Raw genomic sequence first — 13,430 nt, forward strand, 5'->3', positions numbered from 1 at the left:
GCCCGACCGTGGGTCGGCGCACATGATGCCACCATGGCCGAGCGGGTGGACTATCTGACACGCCCCGTCCGGTGGCGCCGCACGGACGCACCGGTGTTCGTCTACGCCGCGCGGGTGGACGACGCATGGTGGGTGTTGCGACGCAACGGTTTTCCCGACCATCCACTGTTCACGTTGTTCGTGGACGGCGTCGTCGCTGGCGATGTTGAGGACGTACGGACCAGGGCGCCCGCGTGGGACCTTGAGGTAGGTGACCGGCAGGCGCTGACCGACGAGCAACGCGGTGAGGTACTGACGTCGCTGCGGGGGCTCGGTCCCTACGGCAGCGAGGTCGGCCAACCCTGTGACGGCGACTGGTGCCAGTGTGTCTCTCTCACCTAGCGCAGCATCTCGGCACGCCTGGCGATCTCCGCGTCCAGCGGGCTCATGTCGTCGCTCACCGGCTGGGTCGGCGGCCACCACCGGAAGTCCAGCGCCTCGTCGTTCACCGTCAGCGGGGGCACGACCCGGAGCTGAACCCGGTAGACGGCGAGTAGCTCCCTGCGCTCCGGCCTGACGAGGCCGAACTCGGCCACGGCGGCGAACGTCAGGTCCTCCGCGTGGATACCGGTCTCCTCGCGGAGTTCCCGCACCGCGGCTTGGCGCGCGGTCTCACCGGGCTCCCGCATGCCTCCCGGCAGCTCCCAGTGCTTCCGCCGGCTGTCGAAGATCATCAGGACGGCACCGTCATGAGCGACGACCACCAACGACGCGGGCATGGGCACCTGCTCGGACAGCCGCGTCAGGTCCCCCTCCGCGACGACACGGAAGTCGACCAACGTGTTGCCGGCACGATCACGGATCGGAAGGACAGCCATGACACCGATTCAACCGCGGCTTGTCGCATTGGGAAGGACGGATCACGGTAGCCTGGCCCCGTGCGCTGGTGGAAGATCGTCGGTCTGGCCGGGCTCGCCGGGGTTGCCGCTACGGGGGTCGCGGTCGCGCGCGCGGAGCGCAAGCGCCGTGCCTACACCCCGGACGAGGTCCGCGCCCGTCTCCACGCCCGTGCGGCAGAGGCCACCGGAGACTGACTCCGTCGCGGCTCGCGGGCACATGACCGATGTGGACCCGGCGCGGGTCGCCGTCACCCACGCGGGGGATGCGCTCAAGGCACGTTCACCGTCATGGGACTGGGCCTCGACATCACCGTGACCCACGGATGCTCGGGTGAGCGCACTGCCGCTCGGGCAGGCTCGCCGCCGCCGAGGAGTTCCGCCTGGCCGCGCTGGTGAGCCGCGAGCGCGGCGGGAGCACGTTCGAGGCGAACCGGTCCCGGCGACATCGCGGCCGGTAGCGGGCGTGTGGCCGAGGCGACGGCCAGGTGGCTTCGGCCGACCGGGGCGTCGCGCTCGAATCCGGTGACGGTCGCCGAGGAGCGGGGGCACCGGGAACCGGCGTGAATTTCGCGACTTCGTGAGAAATCGGCGGCCGGGGTCGTGTGCAGGTTCTATCCAGTTCTCATCCATGCCACGCGGGAAACATTGTGCTGTCACCAGGCGACAGGCGAGGTGGGGCGTGGGAGGAGAGGTCGAATGACAGCCGTCCTGACGGACCTGATCATCAGCGATCTGAAGGTGTTGCGCAAGGGTCGCGGCCTGTTCGTCAGCCGCATCGACGAGAGAGTCGGCACCACGCTGCGGACCGTCTGCGACGTGACCGACTCCGATGGTCCTGCCGAGATCCGGCACAAGGTGGGGGAGCGGCTGGGGAACTGGGCGAAGAAGCTGCCGCCGGACCTCCGCCTGGCCGTGATGGCCGCCTTCGCGATCGCGCCGGACGCGCGCCTCCCGCTCTACCAGGACAGGGTCAACCTGGCCGCCGAGAAGCTCAACCGCGACCCGAGGACGGCGCGCAGGAGAATCGACGACGGAATCCACCACCTGGCGCAGCTGGCGGCCACGTTCACGCCGAAACAGAGCTCCCGGTCGCACGGGGCGACGCGGTGGCACATCGCGGAACTGCGCACGACGCTCGCGCTCGACCGGGAGCGCCCGGAGGTGCTGGAACAGCGCCGCATCGTCGCCGACGTCGACGATCTGTCCGAAGTGGACATCACGGTGTCCCCGGCGGCGATCGGGGTGGACATGTTCCATGGCGGCACACTGGTACAGCACGGCGCCCGCCGGTTCGCGTACTCGCTGCGGCTGCCGGAACCGCTGCGGCACGGGCAGTCCCACGAGCTCGCGCTGCGTGCCCGCCTCGGCCGCGAACAGCACGCCAGACCGTGGTACGCGTGCGTTCTCGAGTACCCATGCGCCACCCTCGACCTGCGCGTCCGGTTCGACCACCGCCGCGTGCCCGCCAGGATCACGGCCTTCGAGCACGTCGACCCCCGCGACTTCGCGTCCGCCACCGGCGGCGTCACCGTGTACGCCGACGCCGCGGGCGAGGTCCAGGCGTCGTTCACCGATCTGACGCCCGGCATGGCATACGGTGTCCGCTGGGACAACGCGAGGACCGGGAGGGCCGAGGATGGAGCGGGCGTACTGGCTGCGCGAGCCCGGTCATGGGGAGATCAGGCCGGTTGAGCTGCCCGTGCCCGGCGACGGTGACGTCCTCGTCCGCACCGTCTACTCCGCGGTCAGCAGGGGCACGGAGGCGCTCGTCTTCCGCGGCGGGGTGCCCGCGAGCCAGCACGACATCATGCGGGCACCGTTCCAGGAGGGTGACTTCCCCGCGCCGGTGAAGTACGGGTACCTCAACGTCGGCGAGGTCGAGAGTGGACCGGAGGAGCTGGTCGGACGGACGGTGTTCTGCCTCTATCCGCACCAGACCCGGTACGTCGTGCCGTCGGCCGCGGTCACCGTCGTGCCGGACGTGGTGCCCGCCGCGCGGGCGGTGCTCGCCGGCACGGTCGAGACCGCGCTCAACGCCGTCTGGGACGCCGCGCCGCAGGTCGGGGACCGGATCGCCGTCGTGGGTGCGGGGATGGTCGGCGCGTCCGTCGCCGCGATCCTCGGGCGGATGCCCGCGGTGCGGGTGCAGCTCGTGGACATCGACCCCGCGCGGGCGAGGATCGCGCAGGCCATCGGGGTGGACTTCGCGCTGCCGGACGACGCGCTCGGCGGGTGCGACCTGGTCGTGCACGCCAGTGCCTCCGAGGCCGGGCTGGCCAGGGCGCTCGAGCTACTGCGGTCGGAAGGGGTGTGCGTCGAGCTGAGCTGGTACGGGGACCGCCGGGTGGCCGTGCCACTGGGGGAGTGGTTCCACTCGCGCCGCCTGACCATCCGAGGCAGCCAGGTCGGGACCGTGTCGCCCAACCGGCCGCGCTCCTACGCCGACCGGCTGGCCGTGGCGCTCGAACTGCTCGCCGATCCGGGCTTCGACGCGCTCGTGACCTCGGAGTGCCGGTTCGACGAGCTGCCTGCCGTGTTGCCGATGATGATCAGCGATGAACCGTCTTCTCTCTGCCTGCGTGTTACCTACGACAACGACTGAGTCGACCGTAGGAGGCGTAGGTTGTTCAGCCTCACCGTCCGTGACCACATCATGGTGGCGCACAGTTTCACCGGGGAGGTGTTCGGGCCTGCCCAGCGGTTGCATGGCGCGACCTTCGTGGTGGACGCCACCTTCTCCCGCGCAGAGCTCGACGCGGACAACATCGTGGTCGACATCGGACTCGCCACCGCGCAACTCGGTGCGGTGCTGGGAGATCTGAACTACCGCAACCTCGACGAGGTCGAGGAGTTCACCGGGATCAACACCTCCACCGAGTTCCTCGCGAAGGTGATCGCGGACCGGCTCGCCGAACGTGTCCACAACGGATCTCTCGGCGAGGGTGCCAGAGGGCTGGCCGAGATCGCCGTGGCACTGCGTGAGTCCCACGTCGCCTGGGCGAGCTACCGGCGGCCACTGTGACGCCCTTCGTGGTGCCCGCCGACATCGACGACGTGACGGTCGCGAGTGGTGGCAACACCTACGACCGGCGCATGTGCGAGCTGCTCGGTCTCGACAAGGTCACCGTGCCGGGCCGCTGGCCCACCCCGTCCACGAAGGCGCGGGTCGCGCTCGCGGACACGCTCGGCGAGCTCCCCGACGGGTCGGTCGCACTGATAGACGGACTGGTCGCGTGCGGCGTGCCGGAGGTCGTGGTGCCGCACGCCCGCAGGCTGCGGCTCGTCGTGCTCCTCCACCTGCAGCTCGCCGACGAGAGCGGGCTGCCACCGGAGCGGGCCGCAGGCCTCGACCGGCGCGAGCGCGAGGTGCTGCGTGCCGCGTCCGCCGTCGTCGCCACCAGCGAGTGGGCCGCCCGCCGCGCGATCGCACACCACGGGCTCGACCCGAAGCGGGTGCGCTCGGCGCCACCCGGCACCGACCCCGCACCTCGGGCCACCGGCACCGAGGCCGGCGACCAGTTGCTGTGCCTCGCATCGGTCACCGAGCGCAAAGGGCACGACGTGCTCGCCCGCGCGCTCGCGAACCTCGCCGACCTGCCGTGGACGTGCGTGTGCGTCGGCTCCGTGAGCCGTGCCCCCGCCCATGCCCGGCGTGTCCAGGCGCTCATCGACAAACTGGGGATAGGCAACAAGATGATCCTGACCGGCCCACTGCCGGACGCCGAGCTGGAGAGCACGTTCGCGAAGACCGACCTGCTCGTCCTGCCGTCGCGGCGCGAGACGTTCGGCATGGTCGTCACCGAGGCGCTCGTGCGCGGCATCCCCGTGCTCACCACCAACGTCGACGCGCTGCCGTCCACGCTCGGCCCGGACGTCGGCATGCTGGTGCCGCCCGACGACGTGCCCACGCTGACCGAGGCGCTGCGCCGCTGGCTCACCGACGCGGAGCTGCGTGACCGGTTGCGGGCGGCGGCACGCGCCCGCGAGGTCGAGGACTGGTCCGTCGCGGCGACCCGGCTCGCGGGGGTGCTGCGCTGATGCAGGCGACGGTTGCCGTCCGGGAAGCGGACGTGCGCGATGACGACGTGCCCAGCGGCGGCGGGGTGGCGCTGCTCGACGAGGTGAACCCCGCCGACGGGGTCGCTCTGGTCGGCGACGTGGCTCGCACCGGTGAAGCTCCTGCCGGTGGCGGGGCCCGTCGCAGGCGTTCCGGGAAGCTGTGGGGCTGGCTCAAGCTCGCCATCGGCGTCGCGATCGTCGGCGCACTGGTGTGGAAGCTCGGCACGGGTGGTTTCGTCGCGGCCCTGCGGGTCATCGACGCGGCCGACCTCGTCGCCGCGCTCGTCATCGGGCTCGCGACGACGGTCCTGTGCGCGTGGCGGTGGTGCCTCGTGGCACGCAGGCTCGGCCTGCGGCTCCCGCTGGGCAGGGCGGTCGCGGACTACTACCGCGCGCTGTTCCTGAACGCGGTGCTGCCCGCCGGGGTGCTCGGCGACGTCCAGCGCGCGGTCGAGCACGGCAAGGAACAGGGCGACGTCGGCGCGGGTGTCCGTGCCGTCGTCCTGGAGCGGCTGGCCGGGCAGGCAGTGGTGATCGTGGCGGGGGTCGCCGTGCTGCTGGCGGGACCGGCACGCGAGATCGGCCTGGTGATCGTGGCCTGCGTGGCGGTGGTGGCGCTCGGCTACCTGACCGCACGCCGCTGGATCGGCGCGGGGTCGCGGTGGCGGCGCACAATGGACGACGTGCGCAACGGCCTCCTGGCGCGGGACGCGTGGCCGGGGGTCGCGTTGCTGTCCGCGCTGGCACTGGCCGGGCACATCACGTTGTTCCTGATCGCCATGAAGGCGGCGGGTGCGACGCAGTCGGCGGAGCAGTTGCTGCCGATCGTGATCGTGGCGCTGCTGGCGATGGGGCTGCCGGTGAACGTCGGCGGGTGGGGTCCGAGGGAAGGCGTGACGGCGCTGATGTTCGCCGCCGCCGGACTCGGGGCCGCACAGGGGTTGACGGCGGCGGTGGCATACGGGTTGCTGGGGCTCGTTGCGAGCCTGCCGGGCGCGCTGATGCTCGTCCGCAGACGGGAGAGGGTGGCATGACGAACCTGGCCAGCTTGGTGGAACGGGTCACGGAGACCCGCCTGCCGACCGCGTACGGGCTGTTCCGCGCGGTCGGGTACCTGGACGCGCTCGGGCACGAGCAGGTCGCTCTCGTGTACGGCGAGGTGGCGGGCACCGTCCCGCTGACCCGCCTGCACTCGGAGTGCCTGACGGGTGACGTGTTCGCGTCGACCCGCTGCGACTGCGGTGACCAGTTCGCCGCCGCGATGCGTGCGGTGGCCGCCGATGGCGCGGGCGTCATCGTGTACCTGCGCGGACACGAGGGCCGAGGCATCGGCCTGCTCGCGAAGCTGGAGGCGATGCGCCTGCAGGAACAGGGCCTGGACACCGTCGAGGCCAACCTCGCACTGGGCCTGCCGGTGGACGCCCGCGACTACGACGTGGCGGCGGAGATCCTCCGCGACCTCGACGTGACCGAGGTCCGCCTGCTGTCGAACAACCCCGAGAAGCTGGAGTCCCTGCGCCGCAACGGGATCACCGTCAAGGAACGGGTCCCGATCCTGGTCGCGCCGAACGACGACAACGTCACGTACCTGCGGACGAAGAGGGAACGCCTCGACCACCTGCTGCCACACCTGGCATAGGAAGCAACGCGATGAAGGCCCCTTCGCACCGAAGGGGCCTTCATCGCGTTGTGCGTACCGCGCCGGTCAGTGATCCAGTGCGGCCAGTACGTCCGCGAAGGTCTCCACCAGGTTCGCCAAGGCGGCCCGGCCCTTCTCCTCGGTCGCGAGTGACGGGTGGCCGACCACACCGGACTCGGTGTAGGGCCCGAGGCCGAACGTGAGTAGCCGGTTGCGTTCGTCGGCGCGTTCGTCGTGCGTCGCGTAGTCGGGCGGCACCAGACCCGGATGCGCGTGCAGCAGCAGTGACGTCTCCAGCTCACCGGCATGCATGTCGGTCTCCGGCCCGGTCTCCAGCCCGCCCGCGGCGCGCGCGGCGAGCCAGTCGAGTTCCGTCGGGAACAGGGCCATCCGCTCCCCCCGCGCACTCGCCTCCTGCACGACGTTGCCGAGCACGTAGTTGCCGCCGTGCCCGTTCACCAGCACCAGCTTGTGGATCCCGCTGTGCCGCAACGACTCCGCGACATCCCGCACGATCGCGTACAGCGTGGACGCCGAGATGCTCACGGTGCCGGGCCACGCCGCGTGCTCGTGCGAGCAGGAGATCGTGACCGGTGGGAGCAGCAGCACGGGATACGCCTCGGCGACCGACGAGGCGATCGTCATCGCGATCACCGTGTCGGTCGCCAGCGGCAGGAACGCGCCGTGCTGCTCGAAGCTGCCCACCGGGAGGACGGCGACGGCACGGTCCCGCGCGTCGGCCGAGGTGTGGAGCGGCAGCAGATGGGTCATGGGCGGGATCCGAACGTGGTCAGGAAGCGGTCGCGGAACTGGTCCATCCGCCACAGCGGGGCGTCGGGGCTCGGGTTGAGGCCCGGCTGCCAGCCCCAGCCTGCCACGGCGTCGAGCACCGCGGGGTCCTTCGCGACGATCGTGATCGGCACGTCGTGGCTCGCGCCGTCGCCGGACACCACCGGGCTCGGCTGGTGGTCACCGAGGAACACGAGCACGGTGTCGTCGGTGCCGTAGGTGGTCAGGAACGAGATCAGCGTGTTCAGCGAGTACTGGATGGACTGGCCGAACGCCTCGCGGACCTTGCCGGTGTCCGACCACACCTCCGCCTGCCCCTTGCCCTGTGCCGGCATCGAGTCGAACACGGACCCGTCGCCGATGTCGTCCCAGTCGATCATGTGCGGGAGATGCGTCCACGGGATGTGGCTCGACACCAGGTCGATCTCCGCCATCACCGGCGCGCGGTCCTTGGGCGCCAGCTCGTTGCGCTGCAACGCGGCCATCGAGTACTGGTCGGGCACCTTGGCGTAGGAGAAGTTCGGTCCCTGGTAGCCGACGTTGTTCTCGACATACGCCTTGTCGTAGCCGAAGAACTTCGCCTCCGGCCAGTCCTGCACGATCGACGGGGAGACGCCGACGGTCCGCCAGCCCGCCCGCTTGAACGCCCCGGTGAGCGTGAGCCGGTCGCCGGAGGTGAGCTTGTCGTAGCGCGGCTGGGAGTTCACCCACAGCCCGGACTGCATGCTGGCGTGCGCGAGCCAGCTGCCGCCGCCGAACGTCGACGACGTCAGGAACGCGCTGCGAGCCTCGAAGCCGGCCGCGCGCAGCTGGTCGGTGCCGCGGTCGAGCACCGCGTCGACACCGGGTGCGACGGCCGGGTCCTCCACCGCGACCCGCCCGTAGCTCTCGACGAACGTGAGCAGCACGTCCTTGCCACGCAACGCGGGCAGCAGCCGGTCGCCCGCCGTGTACCGGTACGGGTCGTTGGCGACCTGCTCCTCGAACACGCCGGGGTCGAGCAGGTCGGCACGCACCTGGCGCAGGTCGTCGAACACCTCGTTGGCCGTCGAGTTCGCCGCGACCGGCTGGCCAAGCACCGCGAGGCTCACCCAGACCACGCCGAGCGCGGCCAGCCAGCGGGTTGCGCTGGACCGCCTGCCGACCGCGAGCCGGGTCAGCCGCAGCACCGACAGGATCATGCCGACGATCAGCCCGGCCGCGAGCAGCCCGGCCACGACGACGGCTCCTGCCGCGCCGAACCAGCCGACGGAGTCGTTCAGGAAGTCGACGGCCGGCCGGAGGAACGTCCAGTCGTAGACCGGGTGGAACGGGCGGGCCAGTGTCTCGTGGAAGCCCATGTCGAACAGCTTCAGGATCGTGAGGATGCCCAGCCCCGTACCGGCCAGCACGGCGGCCACCCTGCGCGACCGGGACGGCAGCACCAGCACCAGCGCGGCGACCAGCAGGCCTTCGACGGGGATGCGGGCGAACGTGGCCGGGGTGAGCCCGTCAAGCTCGTTCGGCCCCAGCAGGGCGAACAGCACGAGCAGGCACGCGATCGTGGTCAGCACCCGCCTGCGCCGGGGCGACTCGCCGCCATCCTTGGCCGGTGCCGCGGCGGGCGCGAGGTCGCGGTGCCGGTACAGCCAGCGGATGTCGTGGCCGAACGACCAGGTCAGCGCGGCGAGGGCGACCGCGACGAGCACGAGGGCGGCGGTGTGGGGGAGGACCGTCGCGACCGTCAGCACGATGCCCTGCGCGGCGGCGACCGCCTTGCTGCTCATGCGCACCGGCAGCGGCGCGCTCAGCCACGGCCAGAGCCGGGCCGCCGCGACGAACAGGTACCGCATGGCGCCGATCGCGAGCACCCACCACCCGAGCTGTGTCGCCACGAACGCGCTCAGCACCAGGATGAGGAACGCGTCGACCTCCATGTCGAACCGCGCGCCGAACTCCGACGCGGTGCCGGTGCGCCGCGCCACCTGCCCGTCGACCGCGTCCATGGCGAGCGCGAGCGTCGCGATGACGACCAGCGGCCAGACCGAGCCACGCGGGTGGCTGGTGTCGGCGATCAACGCGACCACGCCGCCCGCCAGCACGGACCTGGTGAGGGTGACGAGGTCGGCGGGCCCGAGCCCGCGCACCCCGTACCGGGGCAGCGCCTCGGCGAGCACCGCCCACCCGGCCACCGCGAACGCGATCGCCGCGAGCCAGCCAGGCGGCTTGAGCCCGGCGGTCCCGGTGAGCACCGCGAGCAGCGCCACCAGCGCGACCATGGCGATGGTCAGCGGCACGGAAGGAGGCAGCGGGCGCCGTCCGGACCTCGGCGCGGGCCCGGGGGTGACGGGCGTGCGCGGGTTATCCAGTGTCGGTGCGGTCGGTGCCACGAGTTTCCTCCCAAGATCTGGTCGTAACTCAATACGCATGCCACCGCTGGACGGTTCTGAACCGGGTCTCTGAACCAGCGGGCCCGCTCCCGCGTGTAAAGGGCGATGAGTGATTTCTCCCGCGAGTGGCTGGCGTTGCGTGAGCCCGCCGACGCCGACGCCCGTGCCGACGACCTGCTGACCCCGCTGCGCGCCCACCTCGGTGCCCGTGAGCTGGTCATTCGTGACCTGGGCAGTGGCACAGGGTCGATGGCCAGGTGGTTGTCGCCCCGGCTGTCCACCCCGCACCGGTGGGTGCTGACCGACCGGGACCCCGTGCTGCTCGCGGCCGCGGCTGTGCCCGGCGCGGCCACCGAGCTGCGCGACCTGACGTCGCTGACGCCGGAGGACCTGGCGGGCACGTCCCTGGTGACCGGGTCGGCGCTGCTGGACCTGCTCACCGAGGAGGAGGTCACGCGCCTCGCCGAGGTGTGCGTGAAGGCGAGTTGCCCAGTGCTGTTCGTGCTGTCGGTGGCCGGGAAGGTGGAGCTGGACCCACCCGACCCGCTCGATGACGCCGTGACCAGCGCGTTCAACGCCCACCAGCGTCGCACGGTGGAGGGCCGCACGCTGCTCGGTCCCACGGCGGTGCCGGTGATGGCACGGGTGTTCGAGGACCTGGGCGCCACGGTGTATCGCAGCCCCAGCCCGTGGCGGCTGGGGCCGGACCGGCCCGAGCTGACCACGGCCTGGCTGCAGGGCTGGCTGGGCGCGGCGTGTGAGCAGGACGGGGACCTGGCCGAGGTGGCGGGTGCCTACCTGCGCCGCAGGCTGGCAGGCCCGCTGCACGCGACCGTCCACCACGAGGACCTGCTGGCGATCCCGGCCTGACGCAGGCGGGCTTCGGCAGAGAATCATTCCCGTACATCACCCTAGTTCTGGTGAATTGTTACCCAAAATGTCATCTCGATGGGGTTCGCTACCCCCATGCGAAGACTGCTGCTCCTGATCGCGCTTGCCCTCGTCACCATCGCCAGCCCGGCGGCCGCGACGCCAGCCACCCCCGCCCGCACGCTCACCGTGCTGTCGTTCAACATCCACCACGCGGCGGGCGAGGACGGCGTGTTTGACCTCGATCGCCTGGCGGCCGAGATCCGCCGCACCCACGCGGACGTGATCGGCCTGCAGGAGGTCGACCGCCACTACGGCGAGCGCAGCGGGTGGACCGACGAGCCCGCCGAGCTGGCGAGCCGGCTGGGCATGCACGTCGTCTACGGCGCGAACCTCGACCTCGAGCCACCCTCGGCAGGGCAGCCGCGCCGCCAGTACGGCACCGCGATCCTGTCCCGCCACCCGATCCTGCGGTGGGCGAACACGTTGCTGCCCAAGGTAAACCCGGCCGAGGAGCAGCGCGGTCTGCTGACGGCCGTTGTCAACGTGCGCGGTGTCCAGGTCCGCGTGATGACCACGCACCTCCAGCACGACAGCGCCGCCTCCCGAGGGCTGCAGGCGCAGGTGGTGGCCGACGCGGTGGCCGCGTCGAAGGAGCCGGTCGTGCTCACCGGCGACCTCAACGCACCCCCGGACGCCCCCGAACTCACCCCGCTGACCGCGCGGCTGCGCGACGGTGGGAACGCCTTCACCTACCCGGCAGACGTCCCCACCGCCCGCATCGACTACGTGCTCACCACCGGCCTCCCGCTGTTCTCGGTGGTCCTCCCGACCGCGGCGTCCGACCACCGCCCCGTGCTGACCCCACTGGTGGTGCGTTGATCATGGCCTGTCCCATGGATCTTTGTGCGTTGGTCTGGGCCTGATCTCGGGCGTGGACTCTGCCCCTGTAGCCCTAGTCACCCAGTGGGTTCAGTAGGTCCGCCTTGCCCTCGAAGGCGAACAGCAGCAGGTCGGTCATCCGGAACGTGCGGAGGTCCGGCCCGAGGGTCGGCCGCCACGACGGGTCGCGGACGATCGACGTGCGGCTGCTCTCCATGGCGCGGTGGAACACCTCCGCGGTGATCCGGCCGCCGACCGCGCCGAGCAGCCCGCCGTTGAACTCCGCCTCACGCAGCACGTAGAACCACAGCGGCGTGTTCGCGGCCACCGCATCGCGCTGCTCGACGGACAGGCCGGGGAGCGCGGCGCCCCCGTTGCCGTCGATGATCTCCTTGGCGGTCAGCGGCCGCACACCGAGCAGCTTCGCCATCTGCTGGCCGGTCGCGAGCCGCACCATGTTCGCGCGCGTCAGGTTGCGGTACGCGAGGTTGCGGTGGATGGGCGGGATCTCGGTGCCCCTGCCGCCGAACGTGCCCGCGGGCAGCTGTGCGAGCGGGTCGACGAGCAGCGTGTCGATCCGCTTCGTGACGTTGCCGCGGCCGGGCGGTGGCGTGAGGTCCGGCCGGCCCGCCTCCCGGAAGTCGTACAGGCGGCGGAAATCGGCGATCCAGTTGGTGGGCAAGGTGTCCACGGTGCCGGAGTTCGGGTCGTCCAGTTCCGGCAGGCCGGAGCCGGGCTCGAAGTTGCCGGCCACACCGGAGAACGTGAACAGCTGCAGCAGTGTCGAGAGGCCGCCGGGCCCGTCGTCGTTGAACACCCGGTTCCACTGGTAGCCGCCGCGGATCATGCTGTGTCCCAGGCGATACGTCGCGACGGCGAACTCGAGCGGCATGGTCGGCGGCTGCCCGGACCGCCCCTTCCCCCGGCCCGGTGCCTCGAAGAACCGGCGACCGGACGCGAAGACGTCCTTGACGATCTCCGGGTCGACGATGCGCGGCAGGAAGTCGGTGCGCAGCAACCACTGGTAGTGGCGGATGACCTCGGCCCGTGCCGCGGTGAACAGCCGCTGCCCGGTGAGTCCCTTGAGCGCCAGCTCCTCGACCACGCGGTTGTGGAAGCGGATGAACGCGAGGTGGGTCTGGGCGACGGCGAGGTTCTCGTCGTTGCGCAGGTCCGGGATCAACGGCTTGCGGCGGTCCGCGCGGGTGCCCTCGGTGCCACCGGCACGCGGCAGGTCGAAGCCCTCCAGTTCCACGTTCACCCGCTTGTCGGGAAAGTCGGTCGCCGACGTGGTCCCGGCCTTCAGCGACACGCCGTCGGCGGAGTAGAACACGCGGTCGTGCCGGTCCTGCGGGCCGCGCCCGTACAGGGAGTCCAGGTCCAGCGCGGGGGAGCGGCCCTGGAGCAGCTCGTCCAGCGTGACGTCCGTGCCGAGCTGTGCCTCGGTGCGGTCCATGGTCAGGTCGTGGTCGACGAACTGGCCGAGGTAGGTGAATCCGGCGGGCACCGTCCCGTCCGGCTGGTCGCCCGCGGCGGTCATGGCCTCGGCCAGCGCGATCCGGGTTTCCTCGTCGAGGAGCGGGCCGCGGGGACCGAGCCGCGAGAACCGGAACCGGCGGAGTTCCTCGCCCGCCAGTGGTTGCCGCGTACCCGGTCTGCCGTCGTGGTCGAACTCGAGCACTCCTTCGCCTGCGACGAAGAAGCTGTCACGCGCGTGCTTTCTCATGTATCCCCCCAGGATATGACCGTTCGGTCATATCAAGGGAGTTACGCGCGCCGCGCGAGATACACCGGGTGTTGGTAGAGGGCGCGCGAATAGGGCATGGCGGCGCCCGCCGCGCCGAGGCGGCCCCTGGCGGCACCGCGCAGGCATCGAAGTACGGTCCAGTACGACGATGCCTGCGCGGCACCGCCAGGAACCACCTCGATCACGACGGCCATCCA

General features: G+C 71.3%; 14 protein-coding genes. 10 read left to right on the forward strand and 4 right to left on the reverse strand.

The window, feature by feature from the left end; genetic code table 11:
* Positions 1-33 precede the first annotated feature (33 nt).
* Positions 34-381, forward strand: a complete 348-nt coding sequence (locus tag WBA97_RS39590) for a hypothetical protein (RefSeq protein WP_424236303.1) — start codon at positions 34-36, stop codon at positions 379-381.
* Here WBA97_RS39590 and WBA97_RS39595 read toward each other — a convergent pair.
* The gene (locus WBA97_RS39595; protein ID WP_424236305.1) at positions 378-857 is read right to left on the reverse strand and encodes an NUDIX hydrolase; all 480 of its coding nucleotides are present in this window, start codon (positions 855-857) and stop codon (positions 378-380) included. The two genes, WBA97_RS39590 and WBA97_RS39595, sit on opposite strands and share 4 nt — an antisense overlap.
* Before the next feature lie 60 nt (positions 858-917).
* Between WBA97_RS39595 and WBA97_RS39600 the strand changes: the two genes are divergently transcribed.
* The 7 genes from WBA97_RS39600 to ribA all read left to right on the forward strand — a co-directional run bounded on the left by WBA97_RS39600 (position 918) and on the right by ribA (position 6,576).
* Positions 918-1,073: a hypothetical protein gene (locus WBA97_RS39600; protein WP_424236307.1), complete on the forward strand. Its 156-nt coding sequence runs from the start codon at positions 918-920 to the stop codon at positions 1,071-1,073.
* Positions 1,074-1,574: 501 nt separating this feature from the next.
* Positions 1,575-2,570 carry a hypothetical protein gene (locus WBA97_RS39605; protein ID WP_424236309.1) on the forward strand — a complete coding sequence of 332 codons (996 nt, stop codon included), beginning with the start codon at positions 1,575-1,577 and terminating at the stop codon, positions 2,568-2,570.
* Complete coding sequence (locus tag WBA97_RS39610) at positions 2,515-3,480, forward strand: zinc-dependent alcohol dehydrogenase (protein WP_424236311.1); 966 nt, start codon at positions 2,515-2,517, stop codon at positions 3,478-3,480. The genes WBA97_RS39605 and WBA97_RS39610 overlap by 56 nt, the downstream gene beginning before the upstream one ends.
* Positions 3,481-3,501: 21 nt before the next feature.
* Positions 3,502-3,900 (forward strand): 6-pyruvoyl trahydropterin synthase family protein, encoded by a 399-nt coding sequence (locus WBA97_RS39615; RefSeq protein ID WP_424236313.1) that lies wholly within the window; start codon positions 3,502-3,504, stop codon positions 3,898-3,900.
* The gene (locus tag WBA97_RS39620; RefSeq protein WP_424236315.1) at positions 3,897-4,916 is read left to right on the forward strand and encodes a glycosyltransferase family 4 protein; all 1,020 of its coding nucleotides are present in this window, start codon (positions 3,897-3,899) and stop codon (positions 4,914-4,916) included. The genes WBA97_RS39615 and WBA97_RS39620 overlap by 4 nt, the downstream gene beginning before the upstream one ends.
* A complete protein-coding gene (locus WBA97_RS39625) occupies positions 4,916-5,971 on the forward strand; it encodes a lysylphosphatidylglycerol synthase transmembrane domain-containing protein (RefSeq protein ID WP_424236317.1) in 1,056 nt (351 codons plus the stop codon). Before WBA97_RS39620 ends, WBA97_RS39625 begins: the two co-directional genes overlap by 1 nt.
* On the forward strand, positions 5,968-6,576 hold the full coding sequence (ribA, locus tag WBA97_RS39630; RefSeq protein ID WP_424236319.1) for a GTP cyclohydrolase II: 609 nt from the start codon (positions 5,968-5,970) through the stop codon (positions 6,574-6,576). Before WBA97_RS39625 ends, ribA begins: the two co-directional genes overlap by 4 nt.
* Before the next feature lie 66 nt (positions 6,577-6,642).
* On the opposite strand, the gene WBA97_RS39635 is transcribed toward ribA, so the two are convergent.
* Entirely contained in the window at positions 6,643-7,347 is a 705-nt protein-coding gene (locus WBA97_RS39635; RefSeq protein WP_424236321.1) for a creatininase family protein, read from the reverse strand.
* Positions 7,344-9,734, reverse strand: coding sequence for a CDP-alcohol phosphatidyltransferase family protein (locus WBA97_RS39640; protein WP_424236323.1), 2,391 nt, complete (start codon positions 9,732-9,734; stop codon positions 7,344-7,346). The genes WBA97_RS39635 and WBA97_RS39640 overlap by 4 nt, the downstream gene beginning before the upstream one ends.
* A 105-nt stretch (positions 9,735-9,839) precedes the next feature.
* Between WBA97_RS39640 and WBA97_RS39645 the strand changes: the two genes are divergently transcribed.
* Together WBA97_RS39645 and WBA97_RS39650 are read left to right on the forward strand one after the other, a co-directional pair.
* Complete coding sequence (locus WBA97_RS39645; RefSeq protein ID WP_424236325.1) at positions 9,840-10,604, forward strand: SAM-dependent methyltransferase; 765 nt, start codon at positions 9,840-9,842, stop codon at positions 10,602-10,604.
* Positions 10,605-10,700: 96 nt separating this feature from the next.
* On the forward strand, positions 10,701-11,486 hold the full coding sequence (locus tag WBA97_RS39650; RefSeq protein WP_424236327.1) for an endonuclease/exonuclease/phosphatase family protein: 786 nt from the start codon (positions 10,701-10,703) through the stop codon (positions 11,484-11,486).
* Between the two features lie 73 nt (positions 11,487-11,559).
* Here WBA97_RS39650 and WBA97_RS39655 read toward each other — a convergent pair whose 3' ends face one another.
* Positions 11,560-13,212 carry a peroxidase family protein gene (locus WBA97_RS39655; protein ID WP_424236329.1) on the reverse strand — a complete coding sequence of 551 codons (1,653 nt, stop codon included), beginning with the start codon at positions 13,210-13,212 and terminating at the stop codon, positions 11,560-11,562.
* Positions 13,213-13,430: the final 218 nt, after the last annotated feature.

The sequence above is a fragment of the Actinophytocola sp. genome (assembly GCF_049647105.1).
Lineage (GTDB): Bacteria > Actinomycetota > Actinomycetes > Mycobacteriales > Pseudonocardiaceae > Actinophytocola.